General features: G+C 69.0%; 13 protein-coding genes. 8 read left to right on the top strand and 5 right to left on the bottom strand.

Annotation, left to right across the window (positions count from 1 at the left end):
- The first annotated feature begins 147 nt into the window (after nt 1–147).
- The 8 genes from J2S43_RS29145 (at nt 148) to J2S43_RS29110 (ending at nt 9,365) form a co-directional block, all read left to right on the top strand.
- Nucleotides 148–1,377 carry a class I SAM-dependent methyltransferase gene (locus J2S43_RS29145; RefSeq protein ID WP_306834621.1) on the top strand — a complete coding sequence of 410 codons (1,230 nt, stop codon included), beginning with the start codon at nt 148–150 and terminating at the stop codon, nt 1,375–1,377.
- 38 nt (nt 1,378–1,415) lie between these two features.
- Nucleotides 1,416–2,264, top strand: coding sequence for a sugar phosphate nucleotidyltransferase (locus J2S43_RS29140; RefSeq protein WP_306834619.1), 849 nt, complete (start codon nt 1,416–1,418; stop codon nt 2,262–2,264).
- A complete protein-coding gene (locus J2S43_RS29135) occupies nt 2,264–2,902 on the top strand; it encodes a PIG-L deacetylase family protein (RefSeq protein WP_306834617.1) in 639 nt (212 codons plus the stop codon). The genes J2S43_RS29140 and J2S43_RS29135 overlap by 1 nt, the downstream gene beginning before the upstream one ends.
- 146 nt (nt 2,903–3,048) lie before the next feature.
- Nucleotides 3,049–3,225: a hypothetical protein gene (locus J2S43_RS29130; RefSeq protein WP_306834615.1), complete on the top strand. Its 177-nt coding sequence runs from the start codon at nt 3,049–3,051 to the stop codon at nt 3,223–3,225.
- A gap of 334 nt (nt 3,226–3,559) precedes the next feature.
- The gene (gene fxsT / locus J2S43_RS29125) at nt 3,560–6,403 is read left to right on the top strand and encodes an FxSxx-COOH system tetratricopeptide repeat protein (protein ID WP_306834613.1); all 2,844 of its coding nucleotides are present in this window, start codon (nt 3,560–3,562) and stop codon (nt 6,401–6,403) included.
- Between the two features lie 35 nt (nt 6,404–6,438).
- Nucleotides 6,439–7,665 carry an FxsB family cyclophane-forming radical SAM/SPASM peptide maturase gene (locus J2S43_RS29120; RefSeq protein ID WP_306834612.1) on the top strand — a complete coding sequence of 409 codons (1,227 nt, stop codon included), beginning with the start codon at nt 6,439–6,441 and terminating at the stop codon, nt 7,663–7,665.
- On the top strand, nt 7,658–8,920 hold the full coding sequence (locus J2S43_RS29115) for an HEXXH motif domain-containing protein (RefSeq protein ID WP_306834610.1): 1,263 nt from the start codon (nt 7,658–7,660) through the stop codon (nt 8,918–8,920). Before J2S43_RS29120 ends, J2S43_RS29115 begins: the two co-directional genes overlap by 8 nt.
- A 265-nt stretch (nt 8,921–9,185) precedes the next feature.
- Nucleotides 9,186–9,365, top strand: a complete 180-nt coding sequence (locus J2S43_RS29110) for an FxSxx-COOH-like cyclophane-containing RiPP peptide (protein WP_306834608.1) — start codon at nt 9,186–9,188, stop codon at nt 9,363–9,365.
- A 12-nt stretch (nt 9,366–9,377) separates the two neighbouring features.
- On the opposite strand, the gene fxsT (J2S43_RS29105) is transcribed toward J2S43_RS29110, so the two are convergent.
- From fxsT (J2S43_RS29105) to ccrA, 5 genes are all read right to left on the bottom strand, one after another.
- Complete coding sequence (fxsT, locus tag J2S43_RS29105) at nt 9,378–12,389, bottom strand: FxSxx-COOH system tetratricopeptide repeat protein (protein ID WP_306834606.1); 3,012 nt, start codon at nt 12,387–12,389, stop codon at nt 9,378–9,380.
- 329 nt (nt 12,390–12,718) lie between these two features.
- Nucleotides 12,719–13,801, bottom strand: coding sequence for an AI-2E family transporter (locus J2S43_RS29100; RefSeq protein WP_306839520.1), 1,083 nt, complete (start codon nt 13,799–13,801; stop codon nt 12,719–12,721).
- Nucleotides 13,802–14,038: 237 nt separating this feature from the next.
- Nucleotides 14,039–16,201, bottom strand: coding sequence for a Laminin subunit beta-1 (locus tag J2S43_RS29095; protein ID WP_306834604.1), 2,163 nt, complete (start codon nt 16,199–16,201; stop codon nt 14,039–14,041).
- Nucleotides 16,202–16,488: 287 nt separating this feature from the next.
- The gene (locus tag J2S43_RS29090; protein WP_306834602.1) at nt 16,489–17,769 is read right to left on the bottom strand and encodes a DivIVA domain-containing protein; all 1,281 of its coding nucleotides are present in this window, start codon (nt 17,767–17,769) and stop codon (nt 16,489–16,491) included.
- A gap of 339 nt (nt 17,770–18,108) precedes the next feature.
- Nucleotides 18,109–19,464, bottom strand: coding sequence for a crotonyl-CoA carboxylase/reductase (gene ccrA, locus J2S43_RS29085; protein WP_306834599.1), 1,356 nt, complete (start codon nt 19,462–19,464; stop codon nt 18,109–18,111).
- Nucleotides 19,465–20,984 lie beyond the last annotated feature (1,520 nt).

Raw genomic sequence — 20,984 nt, 5'->3', positions numbered from 1 at the left:
TCCGTTTCCCGCGACCGTCGCATGGCACACTTGCGACCGAACACTGCAGGTCACAGGCCTGAGTGACGGATTTCTTACTTCCGGTTCGCATGCCCTGGTACCGCTAATTACCGTTGCCGGGTCCTGGCCGTGATCAAGGTGGGAGTTATGGACGCTATCCCGTGCCGGCTGTGCGGAAACGCACTCACCGAGACGTTTGTCGATCTGGGCATGTCACCGCTCTGCGAAAGCTTTCTCCGTGCCGACCAGATCGACGCGCGGGAGTCGTTCTATCCGTTGCACGTGCGGATCTGTTCCGAGTGCCTGCTGGTGCAGCTCCCGGCGTACGTGGCCGGCGAGGACATCTTCAGCGACTACGCGTACTTCTCGTCGTACTCCACCTCGTGGGTCGAGCACGCCCGCCGCTACGCGGAGGCGATGACGGAGCGGCTCGGGCTCGGCCCGGACAGCCTGGTCACCGAGGTCGCCAGCAACGACGGCTACCTGCTCCAGCACTTCGTCGCGGCCGGCGTACCGGTGCTCGGCGTCGAGCCGGCCGCGAACATCGCGGCGGTCGCACGGGAGAAGGGCATCCGCACCGAGTCGGAGTTCCTCGGTGCGGAGACCGGCGCCGCGCTGGCCGCGCGCTACGGCCGCGCGGACCTCGTCGCCGGCAACAACGTCTACGCGCACATCCCGGACCTGGTCGGGTTCAGTGCCGGGCTGGCCGCTCTGGTCAAGCCGGAGGGCCTGGTCACGCTGGAGTTCCCGCACCTGCTGCGGCTGATCGAGCGCAACCAGTTCGACACGATCTACCACGAGCACTACCACTACCTGACGCTGCTGACCGCGCAGCGCGCGCTCGCCACCGCGGGCCTGACCGTGGTGGACGTGGAGGAGCTGTCCAGTCACGGCGGCTCGCTCCGCGTACACGCGCGGCATCTGGATCTCGCTGGTGAGCCGTCGGCGAACGTGAAGTCGGTCCTGGAGGCCGAGGCCGAGGCCGGGCTGCACACGGTCGAGGGGCACAGGGGCTTCGCGGAGGCGGTCTTCGGCGTCAAGCGCGACCTGGTCGAGTTCCTGCTCACCGCGCGGGCCGAGGGCAGGACCGTGGTCGGCTACGGCGCGCCCGGCAAGGGCAACACGCTGCTCAACCACGCGGGCATCCGGTCCGACCTGCTGGCCTACACGGTCGACCGGAACCCGCACAAGCAGGGCATGTTCCTGCCGGGCACGCACATCCCGATCCACGCGCCGGAGCGGATCGCCGCGGACAAGCCGGACTACGTGCTGGTACTGCCGTGGAACCTGCGCACCGAGATCAGCAAGCAGCTGGCGTACGTGCACGAGTGGGGCGGCCGGCTGGTCTTCCCGATCCCGCACCTCGACGTGGTCTGAGCTTTGTTCAAGGCTTTCAGGATGAAAGGCAGCACAGCGTGAAGGTCGTCCTCTTCTGCGGTGGTTTCGGCATGCGCATGCGGGAAGGTGCCGCCTCGGCTCCCAAGCCGATGCAGCTGATCGGCGACCGCCCCCTGCTCTGGCACGTGATGCGGTACTACGCCCACTTCGGGCACAAGGACTTCATCCTCTGCCTCGGCTACGGCGCGGCCGCGGTCAAGGACTACTTCCTCCGGTACGACGAGACGATCTCCAACGACTTCACGCTCACCGGCGGCGGCCGCGACATCCGGATGTTCTCGACCGACATCTCCGACTGGAACATCACGTTCATCGACACCGGCCTGCGCGCCACCATCGGCGAGCGGCTGATGAAGGTCCGCGAGCACGTCCAGGACGAGGAGATCTTCCTGGCCAACTACGCGGACACGCTGACCGCCTCGGACCTCTCCGCTTCGGTGGAATCGTTCCGGAACAGCGGCGCCGTGGTCAGCATGCTCGCGGTGCCGCCGGTCTCCACCCACCACGTGGTCGAGATGGGCGACAACGGGCTGGTCACGCGCGTGCGCGAGGTCCGCGACCTGATGCAGTACGAGAACGGCGGATTCTTCGTGATGAAGCCGGACATCTTCGAATATCTGCATGAGGGTGAGGACATGGTGCCGCACGCGTTCGACCGTTTGATACCCCAGGGCAAACTGCAGGCCCAGCGGTACGACGGGTTCTGGCGCGCCGCGGACACGTTCAAGGACCGCGCCGAACTGGAGGAGATGTTCGCCCGCGGCGACTGCCCCTGGATGCTGTGGGACGACAACCGCAACGGCGTCGCGCGCAAGCTCATCATCCCGAGCCAGCCCACCCGCGCCTCGTCGCTCCTCGCCGGCTGATGCGCCCGCTCGCGCTCACCGGCATCCGGTCGCTGGTGGCGCTCGGCGCCCACCCGGACGACATCGAGATCGCCGCCGGCGGCCTGCTCCTGCGGGTCGCCGCCGCGAACCCCGGCCTCGCGGTGCACTACGTGCTGGCCACCGGCACTCCCGCCCGCCAGGCCGAGGCGCGTGCCGCCGCCGCTGCCTTCCTGCCCGGTGCCGACCTCACGTTCGACCTCGGCACGTTGCCGGACGGCCGGCTGCCCGCCCACTGGGACACGGTCAAGACCCAGATCGAGCGCGCCGCCCGCGAGGCCACCCCCGACCTGGTCATCGCCCCCTGGTCCGGCGACGCCCACCAGGACCACCGGACGCTGGGCGAGCTGGCCCCCACCGCCTTCCGCGACGCGCTGGTCCTCAACTACGAGATCCCCAAATGGGACGGCGACCTCGGCCGCCCCTCCGTCTACGTCCCCATGCCGGATGACATCGCCCGGCGCAAGGTGGCCCTGCTCCACGAGCACTTCCCCTCCCAGTCCTCCCGCGACTGGTGGGACGACGAGGTGTTTCTCGGACTGGCGCGCATCCGTGGCGTAGAGTGCCGCAGCCGGTACGCGGAAGCCTTTCACAGCCGAAAGGTTACGGTTTCGTTCTGACCCGTCCCCGTTGCTACCCGCAGCCGGTACCGTGCACTTGCTGCCACAAGAAGTGGGAGTGAGATCCGCGCGCCGCGCGAGCCCGGCCCGCACAAACCGGTCAAAATAGGGGGCCAGACGTGCGTAGCCATTCGGGAGTACTTTTCGTGAACATCGCCGATGCCGTCCCGGATGTCACGGTTGAGCTGTGCGACGTTCGCAGCCTGCCGTTGGACGACCTGCTGACACCCGCGGTCCCGGGCCTCGACGACGCGCTGGAGGGCGTTCTGCGCTCGATGTCGTCCGGCAGTGAGAACCTTGCCGCGTTCGGTGCGGCTCCCTGAGCCGTTCCCCGACCGCCGCAGGGCGCCGCCTCCCTCGCCGGAGCGGCGCCCTCCGCCTTCGCGGGTGTGTCGATCGTGCGTTCCGCATCCTCCGAAAGGCCGAGCCATTCCGGCTGACGGGCGCGAATCCCGTATTCATCCATCGAGTGACGGAATTTCCAGGATCTGCTGATAGGGATTTCCCGTTCCGTGCCCGCGCCGCCCGCCTAATAGAGAGCCGAATGATTGCTCCTGTCGGACCGTGTGTTTGTGTGGAATCCTGTCTCTGACAGAACCTGACGGTTGTTGGCATCGGGCAGTGCGGTGCCGGCAGGCGTGATCTGGAGCGTGACGGGTGGCCCATGGAGATTCCGGACCGGGTGGCTCGGACGGCCCGCGCGCAGAACTCGTCGCCGAGCTGCAGTCGCTCTACCGTGCCGCGGGGCGCCCGGCGTACCGCAGGGTCAGCGCCGCGATCGGCGAGCGCGACGACATGCCGGACACGGTCAGCCACGAGACGGTCAGCGCGATCCTTCGTGGAGAGTGGTTGTCCAGGTGGGTCAAGGTGGAGTGTGTGGTCCGGCAGCTCGCCACCACGGCGGTGCACAGGCCCGATCCGGCGTCGGAGATACGCCGGGTCCATGCGATGTGGCTGGCGGCGTACGACGCGCAGCGCGGCCGTGACCACGTCGAGCATCTCACCTCGCTCACCGGGATGACGGGCATGCTCTCGGCTGAGGGTTCCGCGGGCGCCGGTCTCCCGCTCCGGAATCCCGGGTTCACCGGCCGGCGAGAGTTGCTCGACCGAGTGGCGGCCGAGCTGGAGTCCACTCCACGCCGGCCGGTCGTGCTGCACGGGCCCGGCGGCATGGGGAAGACGCAGCTGGCCGTGGAATACGCGCATCGGCACCGCGGCGACTACGACCGGATCTGGTGGATCCCCGCGGAGCAGTCCGACGTGGCGCCCGCGGAGATCGCACACATCGCTGACCAGCTGGAGATCCAGCAGAGTCGTTCCGTGCAGCAGACCGTGCGCAATGTTCTCAACCGGCTCGAGTCCGGCGCGGTCGGCCGCTGGCTAATGATCTACGACAATGCCGGTTCGGTGCCGGAGATCGGAGCCCTGCTGCCCAAATCGGGAGGAGACGTCCTCATCACGACGACGGACACCCGGTCCTGGCGGGGATATGGCCGGCTGGTCGAGGTCGGCGTCTTCCAGCGGCCGGAGAGCATCGAGCTGCTGCGCAGCCGCGACCGCCGGATCTCGTTCTCCGACGCGGAACGGCTCGCCGAGTTCCTCGGTGACATGCCGCTGGCGCTGGAGCAGGTGGCAGCGATGCAGTCACACACGCGCACGCCGGCCGGCGAATATCTGCGGCTGCTGGAGAGCCGCGCCGTCGCCGTCCTCTCCCAGGGCGGCCCCGCGGGCTACTCCGAGACCGTCGCGCGCGCGTTCGGCCTGGCCTACGACCGGCTACGGCAGGAGTCGCTCGGCGCGGCGCAGCTGCTCGACATGCTGTCCTGCCTCGCCGCGGAGCCGGTCCCGCTGGCGCTCCTGCAACGGGCGGGCGGCGTCGCGATCCCCGATCCGCTCGGCCGGATACTGGACGACCCGACCGAGCTCGAGGCCGTGGTCTGGCGGCTCGGCCGGTACGGCCTGGTCCGCGTGGGGGAGGACGCCAAGCGGCTGGAGGTGCACCGGCTGGTCCAGTTCATCGTGCGCGACGCGCTGAGCGCCGAGGACCTGCGGCTCGCCCGGGCCAGCGCGCACCGCCTGCTCAGCTCCGCCAATCCGGGAGATCCGGCCGACCAGGTCACCTGGGACATGCACTCCCAGATCCGGCGGCACGTGCGGGTGTCCGGTCTGGTGGACAACGCGGATCCGGAAGCGCGCGGCACCGTGCTCGACCAGATCCGATACCTGACCCTCTACGGTGAGCCCTCCGAGTCCGTGCGGCTGGCCGAGGAGGCGCTGGCGGCCTGGGAGGCGGACGGCGCCCCGTGGACCGAGGAGGTCTACCAATGCCGTCGGCGTCTGCTGCAGGCGCTGGACATGACCGGCAACTACGCGGCCGCGACGAAGGTCGCCGACGACCTGTGGAACCGGATCCGGTGCGACGAGAGCTTCGGCCCGGATCACGATCTGGTGATCGGGATCGCGGTGCAGGTCGCCCGGCATCGCCGGTACCTCGGGAACTACGCCGAGTCGCTGGAGATGGAGCAGAACCGTCTGCGGACGCTGCGCCGCCTGTCGGAGACACCGGCGCGGATCATCGGCGGGCAGAGCAACGAGGCGGTCAGTCTCCGGCTGATGGGCGACTTCGCCCGCGCGCTGAAGATCGACCGGTACGTGGCGAAGGAGCGCTCGCGGCTGTTCGGCCCCGTCAATTTCTGGACGATGCTGTCAGACTCCAACGTGGCCCGCGACCTCTACGGCCTCGGTCGCTACCAGGAGGCACTGGAGATCATGGAGCGGGTGCTGCCGCTGATCAAGCGAGAGCTCGGTGCCCGCCACGATCACGCGCTGATCGGTGCCCGGACCCTCGCCATCGCGGCGCGCAAGGCGGGCGACCTCGACCGGGCGCTGGCCGAAAGCCGGGAGAACTACCTGAACTGTCAGGGCACGTACCAGTCCGACCACGAGAACACGCTCGCCTCCGTGATGACCTACGCCAACACGCTCTGCGCGACCGGCCAGTTCGCCTCCGCCTGGGACCTGGCCACCATGGCCATCCACCGCTACCGGCGTAGCTTCGGCGACCGCAACCCGCTCTCCCTCGCCGCCTCGGTCAACTTCGGCATCATCCTCCGCGCTCAGGGCGAGGGACGGAAGGCGCGGCAGATCGATCGCCTCACGGTCGAGGCGCTTCGCCAGACCGTGGGGGAGGAGCATCCGTACACGCTCGCGGCGTCGATGGGACTGGCGAACGATCTGGCCATGGTGCACGAGGAGGAGTCGGCGGCCGGGCTGCTGGCGGGCACCTGGAAGCTCATGTGCAAGGTGCGCGGCGAGAACCACCCCGAAACGGTGACGTGCGCGGTCAACTACGGGCTGCTCGACGGTCGCGGCGGCGAGATCCCGGGGCTGCAGGAGTGCCTGACCACACTGGAGGAGCTGCTCGGCGAGGGTCACCCGCACGTGTCGGCTCTCCGTCAGGGTCAGCGAGGCGAGTGTGATGTGGAGCCGCCGCCGACCTAGTATTCGGACGCCGGCCGATCCGAAGGGACGAGACGATGAACGGCCCCATTCCGGTCGTGGTGCGGCCGCGCTGGCCGGACGCGGAGCTCGATCTCGCGGAGCTGCGCGCGGACGGGTGGCGGCCGACGCCGTTCCGGGACTTCGTGCTCAAGGTGCACCAGCGCTGCAACCTGGCCTGCGACTACTGCTACGTCTACACGATGGCGGACCAGAGCTGGCGGGACCGGCCGATGCTGATGGCGCCGGACACGTGGCGGGCCGCGGCGGCGCGGATCGCGGACCACGCCCGCGACCACGAGCTGCCACGCGTGCGGGTGATCCTGCACGGCGGGGAGCCGCTCCTGATGGGCGCGGCCGGGCTGGAGCCGCTGCTCGCCGACCTCCGGGCGGCGATCGCGCCGGTCACCGCGCTCGAACTGCAGCTGCAGACGAACGCGCTGCTGCTCGACGAGCCGATGCTCCAATTGCTTCAATCCCACGGGGTACGGGTGGGAGTCAGCTTCGACGGGACCGCGGAGGCGAACGACCGGCATCGGCGGTACGCGGACGGGCGGGGCAGCAGCGACGGGGTCGACCGGGCGTTGCGGCTGCTCACCGCGCCCGAGCATCGAGACGTCTACGCGGGGCTGCTGGCCACCGTGGACATCACGCAGGACCCGGTCGCGGCCTACGCGCATCTGCGCGGCTATGCGCCACCGGTCCTCGACTTCCTGTTGCCGCACGCGAATTGGGAGAGTGTTCCGGGACCGGGCGCTGATGCGCCGTACGCTGAATGGCTCATCAAAGTCTTTGATCTTTGGTATTCGGAGCGCCCGCAGCCGATCCGGATCCGGCTGTTCGAGGACGTGATCCGGCTGATCCTGGGCCAGGGCGGGCGGTCCGAGCAGGTGGGGCTCAGCCCGGTGGCGGTCGCGGTGGTGGAGTCGGACGGCGCGATCGAGCAGGTCGACTCGCTGAAGTCGGCCTATCCGGGCGCGTGCGCGACCGGGCTGACCGTGTTCGCCGATCCGTTCGATGCGGCGTTCGGGAATCCCGGCGTGGTGGCTCGTCAGATCGGGCTGCGGGCACTATGCAGTACCTGCCGATCCTGCCCGCTGCACACCGTCTGCGGCGCCGGGCACTACGCACATCGCTACCGGGCAGGAGCGGGCTTCCTCAACCCGACCGTGTACTGCGCCGACATGACCGCGCTGATCCGCCACGTGATCAGGGCGGTGTCGGACGACGTGCACCAGAGATTGGCGGCCTCGCACCGTGACTGATTTCCACCGTCTCAGCGACGACGACTTCGCCGCGCTCGCCACCGGCCTCGGCGGGGCGGGCGCGGTCCGGCGGCTCGCGGAGAGCCAGCTGAGCCGCACGCTGCTGCTCCTGCGCTACGTCTGCACGCACTGGCCCGGCCCGGCCGAGCACCGGGACGAGGCGGTGGCCGCGCTGGCGGCGGCGCAGAAACGCAAGCCGGAGGTGTACGAACGGCTGCTCGGCAGCCCGCTGACCGGCGCGTGGGCGGCGGGGGCGGTCCGGCGGCTACGGTCCGGTGAGGTCGCCTCCGCGGACCTCGGTTACCTGGGCGCGCTCGCGGCCGCGGCCGCCGCGGAGACCGGACTCGACGCCGGGACCTGGGGGTACGCGACCGGCGGCGCGATCACGCTGCCCGGGCTGGGCACGGCGCGGCTGCCGGGCGGCACGTCCGACGGCCCGGTCCGGATCACCGTCACCGGAGGTGCCGTGACGCTGGCGTGCGCGGGACGGCTGCTGCGCGTGCCCGGGGAGGCCTCGTCCTGGGAACCGAGGCGTGCGCTGGGCGCCGGCGTCGTGCTGGAGGACGGCGACCCCTACCGCGACTCCTACCACGCGCCACCTGCCGGCCGGCTCGCCGAGAACGAGGCCGCAGGCTGGAGTTCCGTGTTCGCGGAGGCGTGGGACCTGCTCGGGCGGGTGCTGCCGGAGCGGGCCCCGGAGCTGGCCGCCGGCCTGCGCGTGCTGGTGCCGCTGCACGACGACGGCACCGGTGCCGCGCGCAGCGGAACCGGCCGCGACTCGTTCGGCATGGTCGGGCTGACCCGGCCGCTGTCCGCGGTGGACCTGGTGGTGACGCTGGTGCACGAGTTCCAGCACTCGAAGTTGAGCGCGGTGCTGGCGCTGTGCCCGATGTACGAGCCGTCCGGCGCGGAACGGCACTTCGCACCGTGGCGGACCGATCCGCGGCCGACCGGCGGGCTGTTGCAGGGGGTCTACGCGTTCCTGGGGGTGGCCGACGCGTGGTCGCGGCTGCGCGGCCACGATCCGGAGGCGGAGGCGCAGTTCGCCGCGATGCGGGCGGAGGTCCGGGCCGGATGGGCGGGGCTGGACGGCTCGGCGGAGCTGACGCCGGCCGGCCGCCGGTTCGTGACTGCGATGGGCGCGGCCATCGACGAGCTGGACGCGCGGCCGTTGCCCGCCGTGATCACCCAGCGATCGCGGGAGGAACTGGTGCGCAAACATGAGGCCTGGTCAGTCCGGAACGGACGGTCCTGACCAGAATCCCACGGGGCGCTATTCGTGGCGCAGCGTAGTGATGTTCGTCTGTGAAAGGCGCCGTACGGAGCGTAAGATACTGTCAGAGTGCGTACGAGACTGCCGAGCGCGCGGGGCGCTCCTCACTCGTGATGGCCTCTCGGCGACGATTGCGTCGCACCCGGATCGCGATGCAGTCGCGGGCGCCAGCTCCTGCCCGGTCGCCAATGTTGCCGACGTCTGCGTCCCGATCCCCCGCTCGTGAGACAAGGGTGCGGAGGCCTGCATGTTCGACAACAGCCACGAACCGCTCGACGAGGCGTCGATGCTGAAGGACGTCCGGGGATTGCCGCTCGACGATCTGCTGGCCGCAGGATCAGCCGACCTCGACGACGCCCTTGAGCAGGTGCTTCAAGGGCTGTCGCCGACGGCGGAGAATATCGCCGCTTTCGGCAGCATTCCGTGACTTGAGACCGGCTCAGGTGGGTGGGGGCTCGATGTCGCACTCCGCCCGCTTGCCACGGCTGGCGTCGACCGCTTCCGGATGGTCTGGGCCGAGGATTTCGCTCAATGCCACGATCGTCTCGTCGAGCAGCGCCTGACCGCTGACGGCGTCTCCTGTCGCGATGCGATCGAACGCGGTGTTGACCGCACAGGAGAGCGTGTAAGGGTGTCGGCGACCACGTGCGGACCGAGATAGGTCCAGCGTCTTCTCGGACAGATCGCGGGCTGCGGTCGCGTCGTGTGCTTGCGCGAGGTTGTTGGCGTGGTTCGACGCGGCGCAGAGCGTGTATCCATGATTCTCGCCGAGAGTGCGGGTCAGCGCCTGGAACGTCTGGTTGTCCAGGTCAAAAGCCTCACGATGCTCGCCGAGCGCGCGATGGACGATCGCGGTGTTAGTGGCCGCCGCCAGCGTCAGCGGATGCTCGTCACCGAAGACGCGGCGATACGTCGTGAGCGCGCCGGTAGCGAGGTTACGGGCCTCTCCGGCTTGGCCAAGGGCCCGCAGCGTGTTGGCGAGCGTCACGGCCGCGCTCAGCGCATTCTCGTGATCCGTACCGTATCGGGCAGTGACGTCTCGGTAGTTGTTGCGGGCATATGGCAATGCCTCGGCGTAGGCGCCAGACTTGCGTAGAGCGACGCCGAGCGTCCGGATCGCCAGCAATGTATAGGGGTGCCGTTCGCCGAGGACCGAGTGTTGCAGCGGGACGATGCGTTGCAGCAGGGCCAGCGCTTCCTCGTACCGACCGAGCCCATACAGATCGCGCGCCAGATTCGCCTGTGCGGCCAGCGTGCGCCAATGACTGTCGCCGAAGAGGTCGCGAAGGCGTGAGATCGCCTGCTGGTCCGCGCCGTGCGCCTCATCGAAGCGACTCAGCAGGCGGAGGCTCACCGCTCGGTTTCCAAGGATGCGGAGGGTCTCCGGATCGTCGTCGCCGTAGGCGGCCCGGTGTCGTTCGACTGTGTCGTCTTCAGATGCCAACGCCCCGTTGAGATCACCGGCGATCCGCAGATCGGCGCCGATGTTGCTCAGCGTGTAGAGCGTGTGCTCATGTAGCCGTCCGTACTCCGGGTTCTGCTCGAAGCCGCGCACGGCCTCGTCGTTCAGCTTCCGGGCGCGTTCCGTCCGGCCGGTTTCGCGCAGCGCATTCGCCAGATGCCGCATGGCGAGCAGCGTGTGTCCTCCGGACGGCCCGAGGTTGGGCGCGGTTCGGTTCTTGCGCCAGGCATCGACGGCGATCTCGCCCAAGCGGCAGGATCCGTCGGCATCGCCGATGATGTACAGGTAGCGGATCTGGTCGATGACCGCCTGGTGTGCGTCCCGCAGCTGGGAGTCGACGAGACCGGCCAACTGCAGATGCGGCTCGATCTGCGCATAAGTCGGCCAGGACGAGCTGTCGTCCGGTGCCTCCGGATTAGCCGCGGAGAGGATGGCCTGTGCGTTCCTGCGGCTCTGCTCCGCAAGATCGTCGCTGAGCCCTTCCCGGATCACTAGCTGGACCAGGCGATGAACCTGGATGGATTGGTCGCCGCCGACCTTCGCCAACCCGTACTGCCTAAGTGCGCGAATAGTGCGATTCAGCTTGATCGAATCACGCAGCACGCCAGCCAGTGGCTGTGAGACGGCGCTGTTCTTTGCAGACCGCAATAAGCTCACCGAGAGCGGCTCCGCGCCCAGGAACGCGAACAGTTCCAGCAGTTGTGCGACGGCGGGCGCGTCAACCCGAAGCTTCTCGAAGGCGAGGTTGACGAAGGCTGCGACGGTCATCGGGTAGGACGCGGGTCGTCCCTCGTCCAGTAGTTCGCGCACGTGGTGGTCAAAGAGCTCGAGGTACTCGCTGACCGGCATCCGAGTTGCCTGTTGCCAGGATGCGGCCTGGTCAAGGGCGAGGGGAAGATCGCCTAGCTTTTCCGCCAGCTTTTCGGCGTCCTCGCGCGTGATGACGTCACCACGCTTGCGGATCAGCTCCACACTCTCCGGGCGGTCGAAGACGTCCACTTCGATGGCGTCCCACACGCTGGCCCACGTTTGGTTGCGCGACGTGAGAATGACGTGTCCGCCGGAGGAGGGGACGAGCCCGGTGACGTCGTTCGGCTCCAGTGCGTTGTCGTACACCAGTAGCCATCGGAGCTTGGTGGTGGCCAGCGCATCCATGACCATGGTCGCGGTCTGGCGCATGTCTTGCGTTTGTGGTAGCCCGAGCCGGCGGCCCAGTTCGAACAGGGATTGAAGGACGAGCGTTTGCTGCTCGGCGGCGATCCACCAGACGATGTCGTACTGGTCGGAGTACCGGTAGACGAACTCGACCGCCAGCTGGGTCTTGCCGACGCCGCCCATCCCGTGCAGGGTCTGCGGCAGCACGGATGCTGCAGACCGGGTTTCGAGGGCCTTGCGGAGGTTGGACAGCAGAGTTTCCCGACCGGTGAAGTCGGGATTGCGAAGGGGGACGCCACCCCAGATGCGCACAGGCTCCGGCGCGCCTCCCGACTTTGCGATTCCCACGGCGAGTGGCGTGTGGGCCAGCGCGAAACTGGACAAGGCTCCGACGTCTCCTGCCTGAGTCGCTTCGATTGGACCGATTTGTCCATCCTCACCATGAGTATATGCTTCGTGACCCGGCGGATGGTGGCGGACTGCCCTGCGGAGTGCCGTGAGGTGAATTTCCCGCTGCTGACCGGTGTCGAGGCCGGCCAGCGTGTTGATCCAGTCGTGGAGGGCGTGACTGATGGCGGAGGAGGTTGGATCGTGCGCAACCCGCTCCACGAAGTGGACCAGTGGAATGGATCCGTCCGCTGCGGGTGACTGTCCATCGATCCACTCGACGAGGCGCGCGACCTCGAACTCGTGCGGACTGTCGCTCGGTGAATCGAGCCCCAGTTCGCGTGCAGCCTCGACCAGTGTGGAAGGCATGGCGTCGCGGAGTAGAGCGACAAGAAGCGCAGGATCGGAGGGTGCCGCGGATCCGGCGACGTGCGGCGGATCAGTCACGATTCCTCCTGTTGGCGATCTCCTCACTCACATGGGCGAGGTGTTCAATGCGCCCGCGGGTAAGTCGCCGACATACTATCCACAGCGGCATTCGGAACGAAATCGACGTACGTCTACACGACTGCGTCGATCGTCTGCCGGTGGAGGTCACACCGCTGGAGTTAGCCTCCCATGTCGGGCCGCTTCGGCCTAGTCGATGCCCCTGAAGTGCGAATTCACGCAAAGCGCTGGTCGTGGGCATTTTTACGGACGACGCAAAAACTGCAAATTGCATGTTTTGCTCGCGTCTGCATATCACTCACACGTGGCCTTCTTGAGATTCCACGAAGTCAGCGGGTGGCTTGGCGGGGGATGAGGACCTCTCGGATGATGATCTGGACGGCGGCGACCGCGGGTATGGCGACCAGGGCGCCGATGACGCCGAAGAGGGAGACGCCGAGGAGGGCGGCGACGATGGCGGCGACGTCGCTGACCTCGACGGAGCGGCGCATGACCTTGGGGTAGATGAGGTAGTTCTCGACCTGCTGGTAGAGGAGGAAGAAGATGACGCAGGCGATGCCGATGGGCAGGGACGTGGCGAAGCCGACCAGGCTGACCACGATGGCGCCGAGCGTCGCGCCGATCTGCGGGATGAGGTCGCAGATGGCGACCACGATGGCCAGCGCGAACGGGTAGGCGAGGCCGACGGCCAGCGCGAACACGAACGTGGACAGGCCGCACAGCAGCGCGATGGCGAGCGCGCCGACCAGGTAGGCGCCGACCTTCGCCAGGATCTCGTCGCCGATCAGCTGGACCCGGGCGCGGCGGGACGCGGGCACGAGGAGGTAGCCGGCCCGCTTCATGCGCTCGAACGAGGCCAGGAAGTAGATGGTCAGGATGAGCACGGTGAGCACGTTGAAGACCGTGCCGAAGAACAGGCGCGCGCCGCCGAACACGCCGCCGAAGACGCGCGAGGCGTTCTCCGTGCTGACCATCGACTGGACCTTCTCCACCAGGTCGTAGTCCTGGATCAGCTCGCGCAGCGTGCGGCTGCGCTGCAACGCCTCCACGTAGGAGGGCAGTTGCTCGACGAAGCCGCCGACCTGGGTGACGATCGGCGGAACCAGCGCGGTGATGCCGCCGACGATCAGGCCGACCACGAAGAGCACCACCAGGGCGACGGCCAGGCCGCGGGGTACGCGCCAGCGCTGCAGGCGGACCACGGCGGGGTGCAGGCCGACCGCGAGGAAAAGGGCGATGAAGACCAGCACCAGTACGGACGACGCGTTGCTCAGCCCGAGGAACACCGCGTACGCCAGGGCGAGGCCGAGGCCGCCGAGGAAACCGATCAGGAACGGGTTGCGGCGCAGCGGCCGGCCGGGCTCGCCGAACTTCGTCTCACCGAACGCGTCGAGCGCGTCGGCGCGGCTCATCACGTGCGCGGAGGCGTCGGCGGGGCCACCGGGCGGCGGGGAGTCGGCGGGGCCACCGGGCGGCGAGACGGCGGCCGGACTGGTGCCGGCCGGGGGAGAGAGCCTCTCGTCGTCCGCTGTCTCGGGCTTCTCGATCACCTGCACACCTCCAGCGCGCAGCGTATCCGGCGCGGGGTAGCGGTGCCATGAACGACGCGAGGGGCGGCCGTGACCGGCCGCCCCTCGCGTGGTGAAACCTCAGACCGTGGTGGAGTCCGCCTTCAGCCCTTCGGCGGCCTTGCCGTCGCGGGCGTCCGGCGCGGTTGCCCGGGACGGCACGGTCGGCATGACCGCGGTCGGCGCGGCGGTCGCGTTGCTCAGCGACGCCGGCGGGCCGTCCGTCTGCTTCGGCGCGACCGCGGCGGCCTGCGCCTGCCGGATCGCCTCCGCCGAGATCACTTGCGTGGTCTCGACCTCGCCCGAGATGATCTGCGTGGTCTCGGTGCCGCCCGTGATGACCTGCGTGGTCTCGGTCGGCCGCGCGTCCGGCTTCGCCTCCGCGGCCTTCACCGGATCCTGCCGCGTGATCACCTGCGTGGCCTCACCACCGGACGAGTCACGCGCCGATGAGTCACGCGCTGACGAGTCACGTGCCGACGAGTTATGCGCTGACGAGTCACGTGCCGACGAGTCACGCGCCGATGAGTCGCCCTCCGGGGCGTCATCCGCCGACGATTCGCCGGCCGGGGAAGCCTCGTCCGCGGACGCTGCGGACTTTACAGATTTCGGGGCGGAAGACCCGGTCGAGGACGCCTCGGGCGACGAGGACTTCGCCGGCGAAGCGGCCACGGACGAAGCGGCTACGGCCGCGCCGGGCGACGTGCCCGCCACGGGCGACGTGCCCGCCGAGGACGACGTGCCCGCGAAGGACGACGTGCCCGCCACTGACGACGGGACCGAAACGCCCGCCGAGGAACCCGGCACCGACGTCCCCGCGGAGGAAGCTGGGACCGGAATGCCCCCCGAGGAAGCCGGGACCGCCGAAGCCGGGACCGACGCGGAAGCGGTGACCGCCGCCTTGCCCGCCGGCATCGCCGGCTTCTCGTCCGTCTCCGGAGCGTAGTCCGCGTCGTCCGCCGAATCCGCCGGGCCGGCCGCCGCCGCGAGCACCGCCGCGGCCGCCAGCTCCGCGACCCGCTTCGCCTCGCGCTGCACCTGGCGGCGCACGTCGGACGCGTGCCGCTCGGCCGCCTCCGCGGAGCGCTGCGCGTCGGAGAGCCGCTTCAGCTCCGTGGCGAGCTGCTTCTGCACGCCGCTGAGCTTTTCGGCGACCCTGTCCGACTCCTGCTGCGCGGTGATCGTCTGCTCGCGCAGATCGGCCAGCGCGGACTCGGTCGTGGAGATCTCCTCGCGCAGCGTGTTGAGCTGCTTCTGCGTGGTGGTGACCTCCTGCTGGACCGCGGTGAGCCGCGCGTGCGCCTCGGCCGCCTCCTTGTCCGCCGCGCGCCGGGCCTCGTTGAGCTGGCGCTCGGCGTCGGCCCGCTGGTCGGCGATCTGCTTCTCCGCCTCGGCGCGGAGCTGGCTGAGCTCCTGCGCGGCCGCGGTCCGGCGCTGCGCGACCTCATGCTCCGCGGCGGTGCGCAGCTCGGCCAGCTCGCGCTCGGCCGCGGCGTTGCGCTGGTTGATCTCCTGCTCGACGCTGCTGCGCCAGTGGCTCAGCTCCTGCTGCACCTGGGTGCGCGAGGACTGCACATACGCCTCGGTCTCGGCGCGGGTGCGCTGCACGTACTGCTTGGTCTGCTCGGTGAGCTGGCGTGCCTCCTGCTGGGCGCGGGCCAGCGCGGCCTGCCCCTCGCTGCGGGCACTGTCGGCCTCCTCGCGCGCCGCCGCGATCTCCGCCTCGGCCGTGGTCCGGCGCTGCGCGTCGACCTTGTCCTCCTCGGTGCGGCGGGAGGCGAGCGCGATCTCGAAATCGCGGGCCGCCTCGTGCGCACGGGTGCGGGCGTCCGCGACCATGCGGTCCGCGTCCTCGCGGGCCTCGTTCAGGACGCGGTCGGCCTCGTTGCGCCGGTCCGCGATGTCCTGGGTCGCCTCGGTGCGGATCGCCTCGGCCTGGTCCTCGGCGAGCGCGAGGATCTGCTCCACGCGCGGCCCGAGGTGCCGGAACGACACGCGCTCCGGGGTGGCGGCCCGCCGGCGCTGCGTCGCGACCTCGGCCTTCAGCTGTTCGACCTCGCGGGCCATGCGCTGGATCTCGCCGTACGCCTGCTCTCGCTCGGTGGCGAGCGTAGCGATCTCGGCCTCGGCGCGGGCAACGTACCGATCGACCTGTTTGCGATCGTAGCCCTTGAACTGTGACTCGAAGGTGGGCTCCGGAGCCATGTTGTCGCCGAGATCGAAGATTTCCCCGCCGTGTGACATGGTTCCATCCTCACACACGCCACGTCCCGTCCTGCACGGATACACACCGGCCTGACGGGACGTATGCGCTTCTCAGTGTTGTCGCTTTTTCGGGTGAGCTGTCGGGCTCTGCCAAACCCGGCGGACCCACCGTACCAACGAGCCGCCGTAGTCGCAGTTGTTGGAAGCGCCGGTCAAACCTGGCCGTCACACAAACGCATCGTCCCGTCACGCGCGGAGAATTCACCGGCCTGACGGGACGTCTGCGTCACCGTCCGGGTTCTGCCAAACCCGGATCGGGATCGTGCTCAGTTGCCGGCCTTGGCCGGAACCTTCTCGTCGGAGGCGTCGCCGGAGTCCGTGGCCTCGGGCTTGGCGGCGGCCGGAGCGGCGGCCGCGGGCGCGGCGGCGGCCGGCGTGGGGACGATGCCGGCCAGACCGGAGAGCATCTGACCGAGCTGGGACGTGACGGCGTCCTTCTGGCGGGTCAGGTCCTCGACCTCGCGGCGCGCGGCCTGCGTGGTGTGGTCGGCCTCGGTGCGGGCCTCGGTGACCAGGCGGTGTGCCTCGGCGCGGGCCTCGTTGATGGTCTTGTCGGAGAGCGCCTTCGCCTTCTCGACGGTCTCGTTCGCGTTGCGCTCGGACTCGACGCGGCGGGCCTCGGCGCGCTGCTCGATCTCCTTGGCGCGGTCCTCGGCGGCGCGGGCGCGCTCCTCGGCCTCGGCGACCATCTTCTGCGTGGCGGCGACCTGGGCGGCGTGGCGCTGCGACTCCTCGCGCTCCGCCTTCTCCCGGCGCTCGGCGAGCTCCAGCGCGAGGGCCTGCAGGTCCTTGTCGCGCTTGTCGCGGGCGTCGGTGAGCATCTTGGTCGCCTCGGCGCGCTTCTCCTCGGCCTCGCGGGCCGCCTTCGCGCGGAGCTGGGTGATCTCCCGCTCGGCGGTGGCGCGCAGCGTGGAGACCTCGCGCTCGACCGTGGACTTCAGCTCCGCGACCTCGTGGGCGGTGACGGTGCGCAGCTGCTTGGTCTCACGGTCGGCGTCGGCGCGCAGCGTGTCGGCCTCGCGGCGGGCCTGCACGCGGACCTCGGCGGCCTCGCGCTCGGCGTGCGTGCGGACCTGGCCGGCCTCGCGCTCCGCGGTCGCCTTCATGGCGGCGGCCTCGGCGCGGGCCTTGTCGGTGATCTCGCGGGCCTCGAGGCGGGCGGCGGAGAGGATGCCCTCCGACTCCCGCTTGGCCTCGCTGCGGTGGTCGTTCGCCTGCTCCTCGGCGAGGCGGAGGATCTGCTCGACGCGGGTCCCGAGACCGGAGAGCGTCGGGCGGTTGTTCTCCTCGAGCTGCTTGTTGGTGTCGGTGAGCTTCTGCTCGACCGAGCTGAGTCGCTGCTCAGCCTGGCGCAGCCGGCGCTGCGCGTCGTTCATCCGCTGCTCGGCCTCGGCCCGCGCCTGCTCCGACTGGTTCAGGGCGGCGACCAGCCGGCCCAGGTGCGCGTCCACCTGGCCGCGGTCGTAACCGCGGAGAACGACCGTGAAGTCGTGCTCGGATTTCGCGCTCTCGAAGAACGCGAGGGAAGAGTCCTGCTGCTGGGGCATTGGGACATACTGGCAGACGTACCCTGGTGCTTCGCAAGAGCGTGCGGGGCATGTCCCGGACCGCTTTCATGGTCAACTTCGCTGGTCACCGGGCTGCTCGCCGATTCGGTCCAACAGGGATCGACCACTCGGCCGACGGGGCCGAGCAGGCGGTTCGCTGACGTCGGATATCGGGCCTAATAGGGCACTAACCCCCGTAAGCCCCGACTCGTTGAACTTTGCCCCAAAAAAGGGAAAATTGCAGACTCGGTGCGAGGCGTTGCGCACGTTAGCACATCGTGAGGCGGCGGGTACACGCCGTTGTGCACCCGCCGCCGTACCCTCCGGGCACTGTTTTATCTATGCGCCGCGGAAGCGGTTGATCGCGGCCTCGTGCGGCGCGCGGAACTCCGGGTCCCGGATCCCCAGCCCCTCGGCCGGTGCCAGGCACAGCACACCGACCTTCCCCTGGTGCCGGTTGCGGTGCACCTCGAACGCGGCCTGCCCGGTCTGCTCCAGCGGATAGGTGCGGGACACGGTGGGGTGGATGCGGCCCAGCGCGACCAGCCGGTTCGCCTCCCACGCCTCCCGGTAGTTGGCGAAGTGCGAGCCGACGATCCGCTTCAGGTTCATCCACAGGTAGCGATTGTCGAACTCGTGCTGATATCCGCTGGTCGAGGCGCAGGTGACCACGGTGCCGCCGCGCTTGGCGACGTAGACGCTGGCGCCGAACGTCTCCCGGCCCGGATGCTCGAACACGATGTCCGGGTCCTCGCCGCCGGTCAGCCCGCGGATCCGCTCGCCGAACCGCCGCCACTCGCGCGGATCCTGCTCGTCCGCGTCCGTCCAGAACCGGTAGCCCTCCGCGGACCGGTCGATCACCAGCTCCGCGCCCATCCGGCGGCACAGCTCCGCCTTCGCCGGGCTGGACACCACGCACACCGGGATCGCGCCGCCGTGCAACGCCATCTGCACCGCGTAGGACCCGAGTCCGCCGGACGCGCCCCAGATCAGCACCACGTCACCCTGCTTCATCCGGGCACCGTGCCGCGAGACCAACTGCCGGTAGGCCGTCGAGTTGACCAGCCCCGGTGACGCCGCCTCCTCCCAGCTCAGGTGCGCGGGCTTCGGCATCAGCTGGTTGCTCTTGACCACGGCCATCTCGGCCAGGCCGCCGAAGTTCGTCTCGAAACCCCAGATGCGCTGCTGCGGGTCGAGCATCGTGTCGTCGTGGCCGGCCGCGTCCTCCAGCTCCACCGACAGGCAGTGCGCGACCACCTCGTCACCTGCCCTCCACCGCGTCACGCCCGGGCCGGTGCGCAGCACCACGCCGGCCGCGTCCGAGCCGACCACGTGATAGGGCAGGTCGTGACGCCGGGTGAGGTCGGAGAGTCGCCCGTACCGCCGGAGGAAGCCGAACGTCGGCACCGGCTCGAAGATGCTGGTCCAGACCGTGTTGTAGTTGATCGCGCTGGCCATCACCGCGATCAGCGCCTCGCCGGGCCCGAGCGCAGGCGTCGGCACCTCCTGCAGGTGCAGCGCCTTCCGCGGATCCTTGTCGTGCGCGGCCATCCCGTCGAACATCGAGACGTCACCGGCCCGCACGGCCATCCCGCGGTAACTCTCCGGAATCGGAATCGCACCGATCGCCGCCAGCTCCGCGGCCGGGTCGCGTGCGCCGTCCGCAGCCATGATCGCGTCCAGGATCGCCTGCACGTGGGTCACCTCTTCCGCCGTTGGACCAGGTGACGACGTACGTTACCCACGGGTAATGAAAGATCGACAGCCGTTTGTGACAAAGTGCATCGACGAACACAACCGAAGATCAAAAGCCTCCAGAACCGGATTTCCCGCTTCCGGCGTGGCCGATTCCCAGTGCTCCCGCGGGCACCGGTCGGCCGCGGGCGGCCTCCCTTCCGCTCCCGGCGTGGAGCGCAGGGCCCCGGCGCCGCTTCCAGTCCCACGGCATCGATTCACGGGCGCTCCGCACCCGAAACGTCGTCTTGTCAGACGACCGACGAGCCTCTTCAGCGTCACCAATCGCAGCGGAGGCCCTCGCGCCGACGGCGGAGACGGCGGAGCGTTCCTCGACCGCTCCCGGCGACGGGCCGCGGGCGTGCGCGGAGGTGTGGGTGGCGGGCGTGGCGCGGGGGTGTGGGTGGCGGGCGTGGCGCGCGGGTATCGAGTCGCGGGCGTTGAGTCGCGGACGTGGCGCGCGGACGTGGCCCGCCCAAAATCTCCCGTTATAATCTATTTTCGAATCCGGTCGGCGCTATCCGAATTCCGCGAGAATCACTTCAGCGGAAGTCAAGATCCTTCCATACCTCATGGGCCTTTCATGGCCATCGAAAGGTCCATGAGGTATGGAAGGATCTTGAAGTCGTCGAGATGCGGGGTAGGCTTGACCGTGATATGCCGAATATCGGGCGCAGGGCGCCCGGGGCGCCGCCATGCAATGAGGGTTATTCAGCACGTTACGCGCCAACAGCGCTGGCCTGCGGCGACGCGGCGTCGGCTCGCCCCGCTCGATAAGCCTCAATGAGGGTTATTCAGCGCGCCGCGCCCCGACGGCGCTGGCCTGCGGCAACGCGGCGTGAGGTCGCCGCGCTGAATAAGCCTCAAAATGTCGAAGAACGGCATCCTCGGCCTATTTCAGATCGTGAGGCTTGTTCCGCGCGGTGAGCCGACGCTGCGTTGCTGCAGGCCGGCGCGATGGATCAACATCACGCTGAATGGCCTCAATCGGGCCAACACTCGGAGGGTTGTTCAGCGCGCTGCGCGCCGACAGCGCTGGCCTGCGGCGACGCGGCGCCGACTCGCCCCTGCTGAACAAGCCTTTGATTTTGTCATGGCCAGTTGCCGAATCGTGGGGCAGGTTGCCCAATCTAGCATTTGATCATCCGTCGAATGTACTCCAGGGCCCTTATGGGCGTCCCATGAGGGCGCTGGAGTACATTCCGCCGTTGATCGAGCAGCTTTTCAGAACAAAGGGCTTATTCAGCAGGGGCGAGCTGACGTCGCGCTGCCGCAGGTCGTCATGCGTGGTAACGGCGCGCTGGATGAGCCTACTTGTGCGTTTCGGGCTTTGGCCTTCCAGAGTGAGACCCGACATCCTTATGTCGCTGCTGGCTTTTTGGCGAGCGATGAAACAGCCGCCAGCGACATAAGGATCTTGCGCGAGCGGGAAACTCTGAGGAGCCGACGCTATATGCCGAAATATCGGTCCTGAAGCCCTT

The organism is Catenuloplanes nepalensis (genome assembly GCF_030811575.1).
GTDB classification, from domain to species: domain Bacteria; phylum Actinomycetota; class Actinomycetes; order Mycobacteriales; family Micromonosporaceae; genus Catenuloplanes; species Catenuloplanes nepalensis.
This window is presented reverse-complemented; position numbering and strand designations above follow the sequence as displayed.